The following is a 17,975-nucleotide window of genomic DNA, read 5'->3' as shown; positions in this document are numbered from 1 at the left end:
CTCAGTCGTCCGGGATGGCCGGCGCGGTGTCTTCGTGCCAGCCGCGCAGCCGCCGGTACAGCGTGCCGCGCGACACGCGCAACTGCCGCGCCGCCTGCGACACATTGCCGCCGTGCGCGGCGAGCGTGTCCTCGATCAGCTTGCGGCTGTGCTCGCGCAGCGTGCCGGCGGGCAACGCGGCTTCGCCAGCCTCCGTGCTCGCATCGCCTTCGATGGCGGCAGCGGTGATGGCAATGGCTGGCACCGCATCGCATTCGAGGGCCGCTGGCGCCGTCTCTCCGGGCATCGCCACGGCATGGCGGAAGTCCGCACCGTTCGCACCCTTCAACTGCGCCTGCACCCACACGCCGAGCCCGCTCGCCAGCCGCAGCGGCTGCGCCGCCTCGCGCCGGCCGAGCCGCATCAGGCTCGCGAGGTCGTGCCCCAGCAGGCATTCGACATCGCGTTCGTCCGCCGCCTCGGGCAGTCGGCCCAGCAGCCGCGCGCCCGCGTTGTTGAGCCAGGCGATGGTGCCGTCGGGCGCGATGCCGGCCAGCGCCTCCAGCGGCGTGCCCAGCAGCGTGGGGCTCGCCTGGAAGCGCAGGATGAGGTGGTCGCGCGACTGCGCCTGCAGCAGCCGGTTCTCGATGGTGGTGGCGTAGAGCGCCACCATCGACGCCGCGTCGAAGCCGAAGCGCCGCGCCTCCACCGTGAGATCGAGCACGCCGGCCAGCCGGCCCGTGACGTCGCGGATCGGCGCGGCGGCGCATTGCATGTGGCACAGCACATCGAAGTAGTGCTCCGCGCCGTCCACCGTGCAGGCCTGCCCGGTGCTGGTCACGATGCCCGGCGCGGTAGTCCCCACCACGCGCTCCGAAATGTTCACGCCCACCCGCGCGGTCTTGCGCAGCACCGGCTGGTGCGCTGCGGCGGGCTGGTCGGTCACGTGCACCACCACGCCGTCGCGGTCGGTCAGGATCACGCGGCAGTCGGTGCCGGCGAGCATGTTCTCCATCTGCGCGAGTTCCTGCCGGGCCACCTCCAGCAGCTCGCGGTTGCGCGCCAGCGTGGCGTGCAGCCGGCTCGGCGTGACCGCGTCGAAGGGCACGATGCGCTGGCGGTCGGTGTGCGTGCGGCTGCAGCGCAGCCACGACTGGATCACCGCCTCGCCGACCAGGCCCGAGGGGCGCACGCCTTCTTCGAAGAACTGCCGCCGCGCGAGCGCCACGCGCTGCGCCGGCGTGCTGGCAAAGAGCTGGCGCGGCGCATCCGCCGTGCCTAGCCTGCTGTCGAACTTGCCTTGGGACATGGGTTCGCCGTCTCCCTGTATTCGGGACCAGCAGCGAATGTGTTCCGCAATGGAACAGCGACGGATTGGGGAAATCCCGAAGGTGAACACGAAGCCGCCGCGAACGATCCTTGCGGCACAAAGGAGACCTGCGATGAAAAAAACACACTCCGGGCTGCTCGCGCTCGCCGGCGCGTTGCTGTGCCTGGGCGCATCGACGGGGGCCACGGCCCAGAACGCACAGGAGCGCGCCGCGGCCGCCACCGGGCGCGTCGACGGCAACTTCATACGCGCCAACGCGGCGCAGAAGAAAACCCCCGACTGGCCCAGCGTCGGCCTCGACTATTCGGAGTCGCGCTTCAGCAGGCTGGACCAGGTGAACACCGGCAACGTGAAGGACCTGGGGCTGGTCTGGTCTTACAACCTCGAGTCGACGCGCGGCGTGGAGGCTACGCCACTGGTGGTGGACGGCATCATGTACGTCACCGCCTCGTGGAGCGTGGTGCACGCCATCGACACCCGCACCGGGCAGAAGCTGTGGACCTTCGATCCGCAGGTCGACAAGTCCAAGGGCTTCAAGGGTTGCTGCGACGTGGTGAACCGCGGCGTCGCCATCCATGAAGGCAAGATCTACGTGGCCGCCTACGATGGGCGCCTGATCGCGCTCGACGCCGCCACCGGCCAGAAGGTCTGGGAGAAGGACACGCTCGAAGGCCAGAAGGGCAGCTACACCATCACCGGTGCGCCGCGCGTGTTCAAGGGCAAGGTCATCATCGGCAACGGCGGCGCCGAATACGGCGTGCGCGGCTTCGTCACCGCCTACGACGCCAAGACCGGCGACCAGAAGTGGCGCTGGTTCGTGGTGCCCGGCGACCCGAGCAAGCCCTTCGAAGACGCTTCCATGGCCAAGGCCGCGAAGACCTGGGACCCGAGCGGCAAGTACTGGGAAGCCGGCGGCGGCGGCACCGCGTGGGACAGCTTCGCCTTCGACCCCGAGCTCAACCTGATGTACGTGGGCACCGGCAACGGCTCTCCGTGGTCGCACAAGGCGCGCAGCCCCAAGGGCGGCGACAACCTCTACCTGGGCTCGGTGGTGGCGCTCGACCCCGACACCGGCAAGTACAAGTGGCACTACCAGGAGACGCCGGGCGACAACTGGGACTACACCTCCACCCAGTCGATGATCCTGGCCGACATGAAGGTGGACGGCAAGCCGCGCAAGGTGCTGCTGCATGCACCGAAGAACGGCTTCTTCTTCGTCATCGACCGCACCAACGGCAAGTTCATCTCGGCGAAGAACTTCACCGAAGTGAACTGGGCCACCGGCTACGACAAGAACGGCCGCCCGATCGGCGTGGCTGCCGCGCGCGACGGCACCAAGCCCAACGACGCCATCCCCGGCCCGTTCGGCGCGCACAACTGGCACCCGATGTCGTTCAACCCGCAGACCGGCTTCGCCTACCTGCCGGCGCAGCACGTGCCGATCAACCTGATGGACGACAAGGACTGGAAGTTCAACGAGGACGTGCCGGGCCGCCCGCATGCGGGCCTGGGCTGGAACCTGGCCAAGTTCGCGAACGTGGAGCCGCCCAAGAGCAAGCCGTTCGGGCGCCTCGTGGCCTGGGACCCGGTGGCGCAGAAGGAAGCCTGGGGCGTGGACTATGTGTCGCCCTGGAACGGCGGCACGCTCACCACCGCCGGCAACCTGGTGTTCCAGGGCACGGCCGACGGCCGCCTGCTGGCCTACAACGCCAAGACCGGCGAGAAGCTCTGGGAAACACCCACCGGCACCGGCGTGGTGGCGGCACCTTCGACCTACATGGTGGACGGCAAGCAGTACGTGTCGGTGGCGGTGGGCTGGGGCGGCGTGTACGGCCTCGCGCAGCGCGCAACCGAGCGGCAGGGGCCGGGCACGGTCTACACCTTCGCGGTGGGCGGCACGGCCAAGATGCCGGACTTCGTGCAGTACCGCATGGACAAGCTGGTGCAGGGCGTGAAGTACGACCCCGCCAAGGTCCAGGCCGGCACCATGCTGTACGTGAGCAACTGCGTCTTCTGCCACGGCGTGCCGGGCGTGGACCGCGGCGGCAACATTCCCAACCTCGGCTACATGGACGCGGCCTACATCGAGAACCTCGACAAGTTCATCCTCAAGGGCCCGGCCATGTCGCGCGGCATGCCCGACTTCACGGGCAAGCTCTCGGGCGAGGAGATCGAGAGCATCAAGGCCTTCATCCAGGGCACGGCGGACGCGATCCGGCCCAAGTAGCAGAGCGGGCTCAGCCCGCGAGCCGCAGCTCCTGGATCAGCCCGGCCACGTTGCTCACCTCCAGCTTGTCGTAGATCGACTGGATGTGGTTGCGCACGGTGGCCGGCGAGCGGTGCAGGATGGTGGCGATGTCCTTGTGCGTGTCGCCGCGCGCCAGGTCGACCAGCGCAAGAGCTTCGAGGTGTGGAAGGTCGTGCAGCCCTGATCCCGCCGCTGCCTGCACCATGAGAAAAAGCCGCCGGTCCCGAAGGGCCGGCGGCTTTTTCATTGGTTCCGGAAGCGGAAGGCGATCAGTCGGCGTACACGCCGGCGGCCTTGATGATCGGGCCCCACTTGGCGATCTCGGCCGAGACGAACTTCTTGTGCTCGGCCGGTTCGGTGCGGCTGTCGGTGGTGATCACCGCGCCCAGCGCTTCTTCACGCTTGATGAAGCCCGGGTCCTTCATGGCGGCCTTGATGGCTTCGTTGAGCTTCTTCAGTACCGGCGCGGGCGTGCCCTTGGGGGCGTACACGCCGTGCCAGATCGTCACTTCGAAGCCCTTCAGGCCCGACTCGTCGAGCGTAGGCAGGTCCTTCAGCGCCGGGGTGGTCAGGCGCTTGGCGGTGGTCACGGCATAGGCCTTGACCTTCTTGGCCTCGATCTGCGACGTGGTGTTGGTGGTCTGGTCGCACAGCAGGTCGATCTGGCCGCCCAGCAGGTCGGCGATGGCCGGGGCCGTGCCCTTGTACGGCACGGGCGTCATCTCGACCTTGATCGCGCTCTGGAACAGCAGGCCGCACAGGTGCGACGCGGCGCCCAGGCCGGCGTTGCCCAGGTTGATCTTGCCCTTGTTGGCGGCGATCCAGGTCGTCAGTTCCTTGTAGTTGTTGGCGGGCAGGCCGGGCTTGCCGATCAGCGTCATCGGCACTTCGTTGACCATGCCGAGGTACTCGAAGTCGGTCTCGACGTTGAAGGGCAGCTTGCGATAGAGCGCCGGCATCGTCGACATGCCGATGTGGTTCAGCAGCAGCGTGTAGCCGTCGGGGTTGGCGCGCGCCACCTTGGCGGTGCCGATGGAACTGCCCGCGCCCGCGGTGTTGTCCACCACGATGGTGGTGCCGAGCGTCTTCTGCATGGCTTCCGCCAGGTCGCGCGCCACGCGGTCGGTCGGGCCGCCGGCCGCGAAAGGCACCACGAGCGTGACGGTCTTGTTCCCGGGGAAGTCCTGGGCATGAGCACCGGCAGCTGCGGCGGCAATCGCCGCGAGGGCGAACAGTTTCTTCATTTCGTCTCCGAGAGGGGTAAAAAGGCCGCGATCTTAAGGGCTGACTGCAGGCTGACCTATCCCCAATAGCCCTTATGCGAGAAGCATGATCCGCCCCTTGCCGGTGCATGCCGGGCATGGGTGCGTGCCTGAAAGCAGGTGCCCGTCGAACTGTCCGACAGGCGGAGCCGGCGCCGGACGATGCGGCCGCCGTGCGCAGGCCCTAGGGTGAACCTTCATTGCCGGTTTTTCACCCCAAAGGAGATTCACACATGCCCATCACCTCGTCTTCCCTCGACGGAATGAAGGTCGCCATCCTCGTGTCGGACGGCTTCGAGCAGGTCGAGATGACAGAGCCGCGCAAGGCGCTCGACCATGCCGGCGCGCAGACGCTGATCGTCTCGCCCGTCGATGGCCGCGTGCGCGGCTGGAACCACCACGACCCGGCCGACAGCTTCGAGGTCGACGTGCCGCTGCAGACCGCGAAGCCCGAAGACTTCGATGCCCTGCTGCTGCCCGGCGGCGTGGTCAACCCCGACACCCTGCGCATCGACGAGAAGGCGGTCGCGTTCGTGCGCGCCTTCGTGGAGGCGGGCAAACCCATCGCGGCCATTTGCCACGGGCCCTGGACGCTGATCGATGCGGACGGCGTGAAGGGCCGCAAGATGACTTCGTGGCCGTCGCTGCAGGCTGACCTGAAGAACGCCGGCGCCAACTGGAGCGACAAGGAAGTGGTGGTCGACCAGGGGCTTGTCACCAGCCGCAAGCCCGACGATCTGCCCGCCTTCAACCGCGAGATGACGAAGGCATTCGAGATCGCGCACGAGGCGTCGATTCACTGAGCTCCTGCGTGGCCGCATCGGCCGCCGGGCCGGTGTAGCGCGCACGCGGGCGGATCAGCTGGCCGCTGGCTTGCTGTTCCAGCACATGCGCCGTCCAGCCGACGGTGCGCGAAAGCGCAAACAGCATGAGCGGCGCGCCGGCCGGCAGCTTGTGTATCGCCGCCAGCGCCGCGAGCGCGAAGTCGACGTTCACCGTGTCGCCGAGCAGCTTCTCGCCGACATCGCGCAACTCGCTGAAGGCTGGCGGCAGTTCGATGTTCGCCAGCAGCGCGCGGCAGCGTGCATCGCCGTCCGGATAGAGCGGATGCCCGAAGGCGGCCAGCGGCCGGTCGTGCGCGAGCCATTCGCGCACCGCCGCTTCGGTGCCGATGGCCGCCGCACTGCGCATCAGCGCCTGTACCGCCGCCGAGGCGCCGCCGTGCAGCGGGCCCGTCAGGGTCGAGAGCCCGGTGAGCAGGCACGCCGCCACCGACGCGCCGGTCGATGCCGTCACGCGCGCCGCGAAGGTCGACGCATTGAGTTCGTGGTCGGCCAGCAGCACCAGCGCGCGGCGCAGATCGTCGGCGGCGCGAGGGCGGCGCCATGCAGAGGCCAGCCGCATGTGCAGCGGCATCGCGCGCGCAGGCGAGGTGCCGAGCAATGCATCGGCCAGCGCGCCGATCGCCTCCGCAGCCTCGGCTTGCAGTACGTTGCGGGACCGGCCCCGCGAGGGCAGGTCGGTGGCGGCGCGCGTCGCGAGTGCGAGCAGGCCGGCTTGAAGAGGCGACGAATTGCCGTCCGAGGCAAGCGGCACGGCGGAAGCCGGAAAGTGCGGCGGCGCGCTTTCCCACAGCAGGCCCGCTACTTCTTCGAGCGTGGCGTGTTCCGACAGCGCGCAGGCGTCCTGCCCGCGGTACAGCAGCCGGCCTTCTGCCACCGTGGACACAGCCGAAGCCAGCACCGGCTCGCCCCACTGGATCGCCTCGCTCGCCACCGTCTCGCTGCTGCGGCGGCCGCGCGCGCGCGTTGCGATGCGTTGCACGTCGTCGCGGTGGTAGAGGCTGCGGCGCGGGTCGGCGGCATCGGGCTTGGCGCGGATGCGGCCGCGGCTCACGCTGGCGTAGAGCGTTTGCGGGCGCACCTGCATCAGTTCGAGGGCCTCGGCGGCCGGCAGCCACAGCGGCGCTGTTCTCTTCGTTGTCATGTTGACAGAATAGATCAAGATTGACGTCAATATCCATCTGGCCAGAATCAATGTCATCGTGACAACCCAGGAGTAAAGAGCGATGAACAACGACGACGGCAGCCTCGAAGGCGTGGTGGCCGCGCATACCGTGCTGTCCGAGGTGGACGGCGAGGCCGGCCGGCTCGTGATCCGCGGCCATGCGCTGGACGAAATCGCGCAGCGCTGGCGCTATGAAGACGTGGTGGGCCTGCTGTTCGAAGGCTTCTTCGACACGCTGCCCGCCGCCGAGGCCCTGCGCACCGCCATCGGCCGCGCGCGCCGCGAAGCCTTCGAGCGCCTTCAGCCCAACGACGACGCCGTGCTGCGCCGGCTGCCGCCCATCGAGGCCGTACGCGCGCTGCTGGCGCGGCTGCCGGATGGCGACGACCTGCCGACCGCGCTGCGCCTGGTGGCCGCGCCTGCCGTGTACACCGCCGCGGTGATGCGATGGCGCCTGGGCGTGCAGGCGCTCGCACCCGACGAGGCATTGCCGCACGCCGCCGACATGTTGCGCATGCTGCATGGCCGCGCGCCCACGCCAGCGCAGAGCGCCGCGCTCGACACCTACCTCGTCACCGTGTGCGACCACGGCCTCAATGCCTCGACCTTCGCGGCGCGCGTGGTCGCATCGACCGGCGCCGGCCTGGCCTCGGCCGTGATTGCGGGCATCAGCGCGCTCAAGGGGCCGCTGCACGGCGGCGCGCCCGGCCCGGTGCTCGATGCGCTCGACGCCATCGGCAGCGCCGGCAACGCCCGCGCATGGCTGGAGCAGGCCGTGGCCGAGGGCCAGCGGCTGATGGGCTTCGGCCATCGCATCTACCGCGTGCGCGATCCGCGCGCCGATGCGCTCAAGGGCGCGCTCGGGCGGCTCGGCAAGGAGGGCAGCGTCAACGCCGCGCGCTTCGCGCTGGCCGAGGCGGCGGAGCAGGCTGCGCTGGCCATCCTGCGCGAGAAGAAGCCGGGCCGCGCGCTGGAGACCAACGTCGAGTTCTACACCGCGCTGCTGCTGGAGGCGCTGGGCTTCGGCCGCGAGAGCTTCACCTGCGTGTTCGCCGCCGGCCGCGTGGGCGGCTGGGTGGCCCATGCGCGCGAGCAGGTGAAGAAGGGGCGGCTGATCCGTCCGCAGTCGGTGTACGTGGGGCCCGAACCCGAGGAGGCGGGCGAAGCCGCACTCGCGCACTGAGCCTACAGGGCGCGTGCGCCGTCATCCGATACGCTCGCTTTGTTCCTCGCATGCCACGGCATGCGCCATGCAAAGCGAAAGTACTCTCTCATGACGGCGACCTCCCTTCATCCGCAAAAGCACGAGACCGCACGGCGCCTGCCGCGCGACCTCGCGCTCATCACCGTGGCCATCGATGCCCTCATGGTGCTGGTCAACCTGGCCGTGCAGCTCTCTCCCGACACGCCCGAGGGCGCGCAGATGCGCGGTACCTACGCCCTGCCGGGCGTGTGGATCCCGATGGTGTGCAGCATCGGCATGGCGTGGGTGCTGGCGGCGGCGCTGGCGTGGAGCCACGGGCGCAATGCGCTGGAGAAGCGCGGTTTCGACAGCATCTCGCAGCTTGCGCGGCCGCGCCTGCGCTATGCCGCCGCCTACCTGGTGGTGCTGCTGCTCAACTTCTATGCGCTGAGCCCGCTGCTGTACGAGGTGCAACTGCTCTTCATGCCGGGCGGCCGCCTGCACGACGCGGTCGGGCCGGCTTCCATTCGCACGGTGATGGGGGTGTTCGGGTTCCTGCAGTCCATCGCGCAGTTGATAGTGCTCGTGCTCGGCGTGTGGGCCGCGGCGTGGGTCGCGTTGCGCGGCGGGCGTGCCGCGCAGCTTGGGACCGCCGAAGCGCCGGGCGGCGTGGAAGATCCGGGAGGCACGTCTGCGCGCCGCGCGGTGGCGCTGGTGGGCGCCGCGATGTTCGCGTCGCTGCAGATGTGGAGCGGCGTGGCCATGAGCCGCTGGACCTCGATGGGGCGCGACGTGGACGGCCCCGAGCTGCTGTTCGCCTGGATGGTGCCGCCGCTGGTGGTTTTCGCGCTTGCGTTCTGGGGTGGCTGGCTCGGCGCCACCTCGGGGCTCGCCAGGGCGCGGCCGTTCAGGGCCGTGGCTGCTTCGGCGCTGGCCTTCGTGCTGGTGCAGGTGAGCTGCATCGTCATTGCCATTGCCTGGCTGTACATCGCGTCGCGCATGTCCGGCCGCAACAGCCTTGGGGGGCTCATCGGCTTCGTGCTGGCGTTCGTGCTGGTCTATGCGATACACGTGGTACTGCTCATGCGCGCCGCCACGCGCTGGCTGTACCGCCGCTACTTGTAGCTGCGAGCGTCCTCGATCACCTTGCCGTCGTTGGGCAGTTCGCCCGCGCCCACCACGACGACCTCGCCGCGCAGTTTGGTCACTTCGCGGATCGCATCGCCCACGCGCGCCTGCAGCCCTTCGGGCACGGCGCTATCGCATTCGAGCTGCAACGTCATGCGGTCGTCGCCCATCTCGCCAGACACCACCAGCCGCGCACGCCGCGCCTCGGGAAAGCGCCGCAGTATCTCGGCCACCTGCGATGGATGCACGAACATGCCGCGCACCTTGGTGGTCTGGTCGGCCCGGCCGAGCCATCCCTTGATGCGCTTGTTGGTGCGGCCCGTGGGGCAGGTGCCAGCGAGCACCGCCGACAGGTCGCCGGTGCCGAAGCGCACCAGCGGGTAGTCGGGGTTGAAGGTGGTGACGACGATCTCGCCGACTTCGCCGTCGGGCACCGGGTCTCCGGTGCCGGGCCGCACGATCTCGACCAGCACGCCTTCGTCGATCACCAGCCCTTCGCGCGCGCTGGTCTCATAGGCGATGAGGCCCAGGTCGGCCGTGGCGTAGCACTGCGTGCCCTTCACGCCATGCGCGGCGATCCAGTCGTGCAGGCTAGGCGGAAAGGCTTCGCCGGAGACGAGTGCCTTGGTGAGCGAGGGCAGCTTCAGGCCTTTTTCTTCGGCCTTCTCCAGCAATATTTTCAGGAAGCTGGGCGTGCCTGCGTAGCCTTCGGGCTTGAGGTCGACCATGGCTTCGAGCTGCTGTTCGGTCTGCCCGGTGCCGCCCGCGAAGACGCTGCAGCCCAGGGCGTGCGCGCCGCTTTCCATGATGGAGCCGGCGGGTGTCATGTGATAGCTGAAGCTGTTGTGGATCAGCTCTCCACCGCGAAAGCCCGCCGCATGCAGTGCACGAGCGGTGCGCCAGTAGTCGCGCGCCCCGCCTTCGGGTTCGTAGATGGTGCCGGGGCTCGCGAACACGCGGGGCATGCGCGGGCCGCGTGCGATGGATGAGAACCCGCCGAAGGGGTCGTCGGTGCGTCGGGCCTTCTGCAGTTCGAGCAATTCCGATTTGCGCGTGACGGGCAGTCTGGCGAGTGCTTCGCGTGTGGTGATGTCGGCGGGCTTCACGCCGTCGAGGATTTTCGCGAACGCGGGTGCGGCGCTCTGGGCTTGCGCAATCTGCTTGGGCAAGGCGGCCAGCAGGTCGCGTTCGCGTTCGGCGGGGTCTCGGATTTCGAGCTTGTCGTAGTGGTCGGTCATGTCCGTACCCTTCAATCTGTTCAATTCAGTTCTTTACCGAGCGGTGTTTGTTCAGGGCGTGTGCACAGGCCATCGGGTACTCCCCTCCGCGAATGTCCCCCGGGGCTGCGCCCTCCTCCTTTATTTCGCTGCGGGGAGCACCCGATGTCCTGTGCACGTTGGACGCCGCGCTTATGCGAGCCGATCAACAAGTGCGCTGAACGATCAGGTCGATGGGGTGCCTTGCGCAGCGAAATAAAGGAGGAGGCCGTAGGCCGGGGGACATTCGCGGAGCAAGGTACCCCGTCGGCCTGATCGCGCCCCGAACAGCGGCGCACAACACGAAGAAACCTCAAGCCAGCCACCTCTTGCGCCGCTTGTAGCTCTTCACATCCCGGAAACTCTTGCGGTCCGCGCCGCCGACGCCAAGGTAGAACTCCTTCACGTCCTCGTTCTCGCGCAGGCTCTTCGCCTCGCCGTCCATCACGATGCGGCCGTTCTCCAGGATGTAGCCGTAGTCGGCATAGCGCAGCGCCATGTTGGTGTTCTGCTCGGCCAGCAGGAAAGTCACGCGCTCCTTGGTGTTGAGGTCTTTCACGATCTCGAACACCTCCTCCACGATCTGCGGCGCCAGCCCCATCGAAGGTTCGTCGAGCAGCACCATCGTCGGGTTGGCCATCAGCGCACGGCCGATGGCGCACATCTGCTGCTCGCCGCCCGATGTGTAGGCCGCCTGCGAAGTGCGCCGCGTCTTCAGCCGCGGGAAATACGCGTACACCTTCTCCAGCGTCTGCTGCACCGCGGCCTTGCCGTCGGTGCGCGTGTAGGCGCCGGTCATCAGGTTCTCCTCGATCGTCAGGTGCGCGAAGCAATGACGGCCTTCCATCACCTGGATCAGCCCGCGCTTGACCAGCTCCGCTGGCGACAGCGCCTCGATGCGATCGCCACGCAGCTCGATGGTGCCCTTGGTGACGGCGCCGCGCTCGCCCGCGAGCAGGTTGCTCACCGCGCGCAGCGTGGTCGTCTTGCCCGCGCCGTTGCCGCCGAGCAGCGCCACGATGCCGCCGTCGGGTACCGTGAGCGAGACGCCCTTGAGCACCAGGATCACGTGGTTGTAGATGACCTCGATGCCGTTGACATTGAGGAGGATGTTGGGTTCGCTCATGGTGTGGTCCGAAGCATTCGAAAGAACAACAGCGCAGTTCTTTCGGATGCCCGCTCGGCCATCCTCCCTTCAGGGAACACCGCGGAACCGGCTTTGCCGGGCCGCAGGTGTTGCCCCCTGAAAGGGGGTTGGCGAAGCGACACGAAGTGCGCGAAGACTGGGGGTCAGCTCAAGACTGGCAGTCCGCTGCCTCGCGGCGCGTCAGCTTCTTCTCGGTCGCATACTTGTCGGCAGCGGCCTTGGCCATGGGCTTGATGATCTGGTCGTCGGCCTGGTACCAGTCGGGCGCGATGTTCCACTTGGCGCCGTCCCAGGTTTCCATGCGCGCCCAGGTCGAGCCGATGTGGTCCTGGCACGAGGTGCTCACCGGACGCATCACGCCGGCGAAGCCCAGTGCGTCGAGCTTCTTCTGGTCGAGCGCCAGGTTCTCCAGGCCCCAGCGCACCTGCTCGCCGGTCATGACCTTGCCCTTGCCGAAGCGCTCCTGCGCGCGCCGCACCGCCTCGACGCCGAGCATCGAGATGATCGCGCCGCGCGTGTACAGCACCGAGCCCACTTCTTCCTTCGGGCCCGTGCCCTGGCCCTTGTCGTGCACCTGCTTGAGGATGTCCTGGATCACCTTGTTGTCGGGACCGGAGCCGTTCAGCGCAAGCGCGTTGTAGCCCTTGGCGTTGGCGCCCACGTCCTTCACGTCGGGTTCGGCGCCGGCCCACCACACGCCGTACATCTTCTCGCGCGGGTAGCCGGTGGCCACGGCTTCCTTCAGCGCGGTGGAGTTCATCACGCCCCAGCCCCACAGCAGCACGAAGTCGGGGCGCTGCTGGCGCACCTGCAGCCAGGCCGACTTCTGCTCCACGCCCGGCGCCGTCACCGGAATCAGCGACAGGTCGAAGCCGTGCATCTTCGCGCGCTCCTGCAGCAGAGGAATCGGCTCCTTGCCGAAGGGCGAGTCGTGATACACGAGGGCGATCTTCTTGCCCTTGAGCTTGTCCATGCCGCCTTCTTTCTTGCCCAGGTGCTGGATCAGGATGTCGGCCGCGGTCCAGTAGGAGCCCATCAGCGGGAAGTTCCACTTGAAGACGCCGCCGTCCTGCGAGGCCGCGAGGCCGTAGCCCAGCGTGACGAGCGGGATCTTGTCGGTGGGCACCTTGTCGGTCAGCGCGAAGGTGATGCCGGTGGCCTGCGGGTCGAACAACGCAACGCCGGGGCGGCCCTTCAGGCGTTCGTAGCATTCCACGCCCTTGTCGGTGGCGTAGCCTGTTTCGCATTCTTCGAACGTGATCTTCACGCCGTTGATGCCGCCTTGCGCGTTGACCAGCTTCAGGTAGTCCTGCTTGCCGTTGGCCCAGGGCGTGCCGTTGGGCGCGTAGGGGCCGGTGCGGTACACCAGCAGCGGGAAGAACTGTTCCTTGGCTTGTGCCTGGGCGACCGACGGCGCGAGCATGGCGCCGAGAGTGCTGGCCACCAGGGCGGCGGTCAGAGCGAGCGATTTCAGTTTCATGCCTGTCTCCTTTTGTGGGCACCTCGGTGCCGGGTTTTTACGAACGGGAACTCAATGAGGGAAGGGCCACAGCCGCAGCTTCTCCTTGGCCGTGGACCACAGCCGGGCCAGTCCGTGCGGCTCCACGATCAGGAAGAACACGATCAGCGCGCCGAAGATCATGGTCTCCAGGTGCGAGGCCAGCGCGGTCGAAATCGAGAAGCCCAGCCACGCCGGCAGCTGGTTCAGGAACAGCGGCAGCAGCACGATGAACGCAGCGCCGAAGAAGCTGCCCATGATCGAGCCGAGCCCGCCGATGATCACCATGAACAGCAGCTGGAACGAGCGGTCGATGCTGAACGCCGCCGGCTCCCACGCCCCCAGGTGCACGAAGCCCCACAGCGCGCCGGCCACGCCGACGATGAAGCTGCTCACCGCAAAGGCCGTGAGCTTGGCGTACACAGGGCGGATGCCGATCACCGCGGCCGCCACGTCCATGTCGCGCATCGCCATCCATTCGCGGCCGATGGCGCTGCGCACCAGGTTCTTGGCCAGCAGCGCGAACACCACCACGAAGGCCAGGCAGAACAAATACTTCTGCACCGGCGATTCGATCGGCACGCCGAACACGTTGAGCCCCGCCACGCTCACCGAACCCGACGAAGAATTGTTGGTGAACCACTGGATTCGCAGGAAGGCCCAGTCGGTGAAGAACTGCGCCGCCAGCGTGGCCACCGCAAGGTACAAGCCTTTGATGCGCAGGCTCGGAATGCCGAAGAGCACGCCGATCACCGTGGCGCACAGGCCGCCCAGCAGCAGCGATGCGATGAGCGGCATGCCCTCGATGCGCACCTGGAAGTTGTAGGCCGCATAGGCGCCCACCGCCATGAAGGCGCCCGTGCCCAGCGAGATCTGGCCGCAGTAGCCAACCAGGATGTTCAGCCCCAGCGCCGCGAGCGAAAGAATCAGGAAGGGCGTGAGGATGGCGCGCATCCAGTAGTCGGACACGCCCAGCGGCACCACCACGAACGCCACGAGCAGCAGCACCAGGATCGCGATGCGGTCCTGCGCGATCGGGAAGATCTGTTGGTCGGCCCTGTAGCTCGACTTGAACTGGCCGTTTTCTCTGTAGAACATTGCTCAGACCCGATCGATGATCTTCTCGCCGAACAGCCCCTGGGGCCGAACGAGCAGGAAGACCAGTGCAAGAACATAGGCAAACCAGATCTCGATGCCGCCACCGAGCATGGGGCCGAGATAGATTTCGGACAGCTTCTCGCCCACCCCGATCAGCAGGCCGCCGATGATGGCGCCAGGTATCGAGGTGAGCCCGCCGAGGATCACCACCGGCAGCGCCTTCAGCGCCACCAGCGAGAGCGAGAACTGCACGCCCAGCTTCGATCCCCAGATGATCCCGGCCACCAGCGCCGAGAAGCCGGCCACCGACCACACGATCACCCAGATGCGCTTGAGCGGAATGCCGATCGACTGCGCGGCCTGGTGGTCGTCGGCCACCGCGCGCAGGGCGCGGCCGGTGGCCGTCTTCTGGAAGAAGATGGCCAGCACCACCACCAGGCCGGCCGCCACCAGCGCGGCGATCAGGTCTTCCTGGCTCAGCAGCAGGCCGCCCTGGAAGGTGCCTTCGAGCACCATCAGCGGCTCCTTGGGCATGCCCACGTCGATCTTGTATATGTCGTTGCCGAACAGCGTCTGGCCCATGCCGTCGAGGAAGTAGGCGATGCCCAGCGTGGCCATCAGCAGCGTGATGCCTTCCTGGTTCACCAGCTTGCTGAGCGCGAGCCGCTCGATCAGCCAGGCGACCACCACCATCACCGCCATCGCGGCGATGAAGGCCAGGATGTTGGCGAGGATCTGGCTCTGGAAGCCGAACCACAGCGGGAACCATTCGGAGAAGCGCGCCATGGCCAGCGCGGCGAACAGCACCATCGCGCCCTGCGCGAAGTTGAAGACGCCGGAGGCCTTGTAGATCAGCACGAAGCCGATGGCGATCAGCGAATAGAGCATGCCGACCATGAGGCCGCCGAAGAGGGTTTCGAGGAAAAAGCCCATGTCAGTTTCTTTCTTGTTTTTCTCCCTCCCCCGCTGGGGGAGGGTTGGGGTGGGGGCAGGCGGCGTATCCGTCGGGCGCTCTGCGTGCCCCCATCCCAGCCTTCCCCCGGAGGGGGAAGGAGCAATGCTTCATGGCGAGGGTTGGCATGGCGTCAGTGCTCCACACCCAGATAAGCCCGGATCACGTCATCGTTGTTCCGTACTTCATCCGGCGTCCCATCGCCGATCTTCTTGCCGTAGTCCAGCACCACCACGCGATCGGAGATGTCCATCACCACGCCCATGTCGTGCTCGATCAGCACGATGGTCGCGCCGAACTCGTCGTTCACGTCCAGGATGAAGCGGCTCATGTCCTGCTTCTCTTCCACGTTCATGCCGGCCATGGGCTCGTCCAGCAGCAGCACCTGCGGTTCCATCGCGAGCGCGCGGCCCAGGTCGACACGCTTCTGCAGGCCGTAGGGCAGGCGGCCAACGGGTGTCTTGCGGTGCGCCTGGATCTCCAGGAAGTCGATGATGTGCTCGACGAACTCGCGGTGCCGCAGCTCTTCGCGCTCGGCCGGGCCCCAGCGCAGCGCCTGGGCGAACAGGCCGCTCTTCATCTTGAGGTTGCGCCCGGTCATGATGTTGTCGAGCACGCTCATGCCCTTGAACAGCGCCAGGTTCTGGAAGGTGCGCGCCACGCCCATCTCGGCCACCTGGCGCGAGTTCATGTGCTTGAAGGTCTGGCCGCGGAAGGTGATGGAGCCCTGCTGCGGCCAGTAGACGCCGTTGATGCAGTTCAGCATCGAGCTCTTGCCCGCGCCGTTCGGCCCGATGATGGCCCGCACCTCGTGCTCGCGCACGTTGAAGCTGATGTCCGTCAGCGCCTTCACGCCGCCGAAGCTCAAGCTGATGTTCTGCACGTCGAGGATGACCTCGCCGGTCTTCCTGCTGCTCATGCCGCCGCCTTCACGATGATGGGGAAAGTCTTCGCATCGACGACCTTCAGCGTGGCGCTCACCATGCCCGTGCGCCCGTCCTCGAACTTGACCTGGGTCTCGATGTACTGCTCGGTCCTGCGGCCATAGAGCGCATCGACCAGCACCGCGTATTTCTCGGCGATGAAGCCGCGGCGCACCTTGCGCGTGCGGGTCAGTTCGTCGTCGTCGGGGTCGAGCTCCTTGTGCAGAACCAGGAAGCGCGCGATCTGCGTCTCGCCCATGCCGTCCTCGGCCGCCAGGTCGGCATTCACCTTGCCGATGCACTCGGCCACCAGCGCCAGCACGTCGGGCTTGCCGGCCAGGTCGACGTAGCCGCCGTAGGCCAGCCCGCGCCGCTCGGCCCAGTTGCCCACGGCCTCGTAGTCGATGTTGATGGCCGCGCACACTTCGTCGCGGCCGTTGCCGAAGCACACGGCTTCCTTGATCTGCGGGAAGAACTTGAGCTTGTTCTCGATGTAGTTGGGCGCGAAGATCGCGCCGCTCACGAGCCGGCCCACGTCCTTGGCGCGGTCGATGATGCGCAGGTGGCCTTCGCTGTCGAGCACGCCCGCGTCGCCGGTGTGGAAGTAGCCGTTGGCGTCGAGCACCTCGGCTGTGGCGTCGGGGCGCTTGTAGTACTCCTTGAGCACCGACACGCCGCGCACCAGCACCTCGCCGTCTTCCGCGATCTTCAGCTCGATGCCCGGCGCGGCGGTGCCCACGGTCTGCAGCTTGACCTTGCCGTCCTGCTGCAGGCACACGTATGCGCAGGTCTCGGTCTGGCCGTAGAACTGCTTCAGGTTGACGCCGATGGAGCGGTAGAAGCGGAACAGGTCCGGCCCGATGGCCGCGCCCGCCGTGTAGGCCACGCGGATGCGGCTCATGCCCAGCACGTTGCGCAGCGGGCCGTAGATCAGCAGGTTGCCCAGGCCGTACATCAGCCGGTCGCCGGCGCTCACCGGCGCGCCGTTGAGGATGTCCGCGCCAACGCGCTGCGCCAGGGCCATGAACTTCGCATACAGCCAGCGCTTGGGCGCGGCCGCGTCTTCCATGCGGATCGACACGGCCGTGAGCAGGCCTTCGAAGGTGCGCGGCGGGCCGAAGTAATAACTCGGGCCGATCTCGCGCATGTCGTTCATCACCGTCTCGCTGGACTCGGGGCAGTTGAGCGTGAAGCCGCCCACCAGCCACTGCGCCACCGAGAACAGATGGTCGCCCACCCATGCCATCGGCAGGTAGCTCATGATGTTGTCGCCGGGGCCGAGCCTGTCGGTCTGCACGCCGCCGCGGCCCGCCGCGATGAAGCTCGCATGCGTCTGGCACACGCCCTTGGGGCGGCCGGTGGTGCCGGAGGTGTAGAGGATCACGCCCACGTCCGTGGCCTCGCCGCTGGCCACCGCGCGGTCGTAGTAGCCCACGTTGGCCTTGTCGAACTCGCGGCCCAGCGCGCGCAACTGCTCGTAGCTCATGAGCCCGGGCTGGTCGTAGTGGCGCAGGCCCTTGGGGTCGTCGTAGATGATGTGGCGGATGGCCGGCAGCTTGCCCTGCTGGAGTTCGCGGCACTCCAGCAGCTTGTCGACCTGCTCCTGGTCTTCGACGATCACGAACTCGATGCTCGCGTCCTGCAGCATGAAGACCATCTCGCCGGCCACCGCGTCCTGGTAGAGCGGCACGGGCACGCCGCGCAGGCTCTGCGCGGCGATCACCGCCATGTACAGGTGCGGCCGGTTGGCGCCGACGATGGCCAGGTTGTCGAAGGCCTTGAAGCCCAGGCTCGCCAGGCCGCAGGCCATTTCGCGCACTTCCTGCGCCACGGCGTTCCAGGTCCAGGTTTGCCAGATGCCGAGATCCTTCTCGCGCACGGCGGGGGCCTCGGGTTGGGCCTCGGCATGCGCGAGCAGCAGACGGGGGAAGGTGGGGGCGGTTGTTTGCACAGTGGGCGGATCG

General features: G+C 67.6%; 15 protein-coding genes. 4 read left to right on the top strand and 11 right to left on the bottom strand.

Translation table 11 applies throughout. From position 1 onward, the window contains the following. Position 1: 1 nt before the first annotated feature. On the bottom strand, positions 2 to 1,288 hold the full coding sequence (locus ACWV14_RS30315) for a helix-turn-helix domain-containing protein (protein ID WP_454905496.1): 1,287 nt from the start codon (positions 1,286 to 1,288) through the stop codon (positions 2 to 4). Between the two features lie 133 nt (positions 1,289 to 1,421). On the opposite strand from ACWV14_RS30315, the gene ACWV14_RS30310 reads away from it, so the two are divergent. After that, a complete protein-coding gene (locus ACWV14_RS30310) occupies positions 1,422 to 3,536 on the top strand; it encodes a PQQ-dependent dehydrogenase, methanol/ethanol family (protein ID WP_454905494.1) in 2,115 nt (704 codons plus the stop codon). A 10-nt stretch (positions 3,537 to 3,546) separates the two neighbouring features. Here ACWV14_RS30310 and ACWV14_RS30305 read toward each other — a convergent pair whose 3' ends face one another. Both ACWV14_RS30305 and ACWV14_RS30300 read right to left on the bottom strand, forming a co-directional pair. Continuing rightward, positions 3,547 to 3,804, bottom strand: a complete 258-nt coding sequence (locus ACWV14_RS30305; protein ID WP_454905492.1) for a LuxR C-terminal-related transcriptional regulator — start codon at positions 3,802 to 3,804, stop codon at positions 3,547 to 3,549. 22 nt (positions 3,805 to 3,826) lie between these two features. Continuing rightward, positions 3,827 to 4,801 (bottom strand): tripartite tricarboxylate transporter substrate-binding protein, encoded by a 975-nt coding sequence (locus ACWV14_RS30300; RefSeq protein ID WP_422084567.1) that lies wholly within the window; start codon positions 4,799 to 4,801, stop codon positions 3,827 to 3,829. A 251-nt stretch (positions 4,802 to 5,052) separates the two neighbouring features. Here ACWV14_RS30300 and ACWV14_RS30295 point away from each other — a divergent pair, with 251 nt between their 5' ends. After that, positions 5,053 to 5,622 carry a type 1 glutamine amidotransferase domain-containing protein gene (locus tag ACWV14_RS30295; protein ID WP_454905490.1) on the top strand — a complete coding sequence of 190 codons (570 nt, stop codon included), beginning with the start codon at positions 5,053 to 5,055 and terminating at the stop codon, positions 5,620 to 5,622. On the opposite strand, the gene ACWV14_RS30290 is transcribed toward ACWV14_RS30295, so the two are convergent. Next, positions 5,567 to 6,805, bottom strand: a complete 1,239-nt coding sequence (locus ACWV14_RS30290) for a citrate synthase (RefSeq protein ID WP_454905488.1) — start codon at positions 6,803 to 6,805, stop codon at positions 5,567 to 5,569. The two genes, ACWV14_RS30295 and ACWV14_RS30290, sit on opposite strands and share 56 nt — an antisense overlap. Before the next feature lie 82 nt (positions 6,806 to 6,887). On the opposite strand from ACWV14_RS30290, the gene ACWV14_RS30285 reads away from it, so the two are divergent. Further along, complete coding sequence (locus tag ACWV14_RS30285; RefSeq protein WP_081267461.1) at positions 6,888 to 8,009, top strand: citrate synthase/methylcitrate synthase; 1,122 nt, start codon at positions 6,888 to 6,890, stop codon at positions 8,007 to 8,009. A 90-nt stretch (positions 8,010 to 8,099) separates the two neighbouring features. Further along, positions 8,100 to 9,134: a hypothetical protein gene (locus tag ACWV14_RS30280; protein ID WP_454905486.1), complete on the top strand. Its 1,035-nt coding sequence runs from the start codon at positions 8,100 to 8,102 to the stop codon at positions 9,132 to 9,134. On the opposite strand, the gene ACWV14_RS30275 is transcribed toward ACWV14_RS30280, so the two are convergent. From ACWV14_RS30275 to ACWV14_RS30245, 7 genes are all read right to left on the bottom strand, one after another. Next, positions 9,125 to 10,375, bottom strand: coding sequence for a phenylacetate--CoA ligase family protein (locus ACWV14_RS30275; protein ID WP_454905484.1), 1,251 nt, complete (start codon positions 10,373 to 10,375; stop codon positions 9,125 to 9,127). The two genes, ACWV14_RS30280 and ACWV14_RS30275, sit on opposite strands and share 10 nt — an antisense overlap. Positions 10,376 to 10,706: 331 nt before the next feature. Continuing rightward, entirely contained in the window at positions 10,707 to 11,519 is an 813-nt protein-coding gene (locus ACWV14_RS30270; RefSeq protein WP_422084573.1) for an ABC transporter ATP-binding protein, read from the bottom strand. 169 nt (positions 11,520 to 11,688) lie between these two features. After that, positions 11,689 to 13,020, bottom strand: coding sequence for an ABC transporter substrate-binding protein (locus tag ACWV14_RS30265; RefSeq protein ID WP_081267465.1), 1,332 nt, complete (start codon positions 13,018 to 13,020; stop codon positions 11,689 to 11,691). Positions 13,021 to 13,071: 51 nt separating this feature from the next. After that, on the bottom strand, positions 13,072 to 14,136 hold the full coding sequence (locus ACWV14_RS30260; RefSeq protein WP_081267466.1) for a branched-chain amino acid ABC transporter permease: 1,065 nt from the start codon (positions 14,134 to 14,136) through the stop codon (positions 13,072 to 13,074). A 3-nt stretch (positions 14,137 to 14,139) separates the two neighbouring features. Next, entirely contained in the window at positions 14,140 to 15,069 is a 930-nt protein-coding gene (locus ACWV14_RS30255; protein ID WP_422084575.1) for a branched-chain amino acid ABC transporter permease, read from the bottom strand. A 152-nt stretch (positions 15,070 to 15,221) separates the two neighbouring features. Continuing rightward, complete coding sequence (locus ACWV14_RS30250; protein WP_454905481.1) at positions 15,222 to 16,007, bottom strand: ABC transporter ATP-binding protein; 786 nt, start codon at positions 16,005 to 16,007, stop codon at positions 15,222 to 15,224. Continuing rightward, complete coding sequence (locus ACWV14_RS30245) at positions 16,004 to 17,962, bottom strand: AMP-dependent synthetase/ligase (protein WP_454905479.1); 1,959 nt, start codon at positions 17,960 to 17,962, stop codon at positions 16,004 to 16,006. The genes ACWV14_RS30250 and ACWV14_RS30245 overlap by 4 nt, the downstream gene beginning before the upstream one ends. Positions 17,963 to 17,975 lie beyond the last annotated feature (13 nt).

It is taken from the genome of Variovorax durovernensis, assembly GCF_977011995.1.
This window is presented reverse-complemented; position numbering and strand designations above follow the sequence as displayed.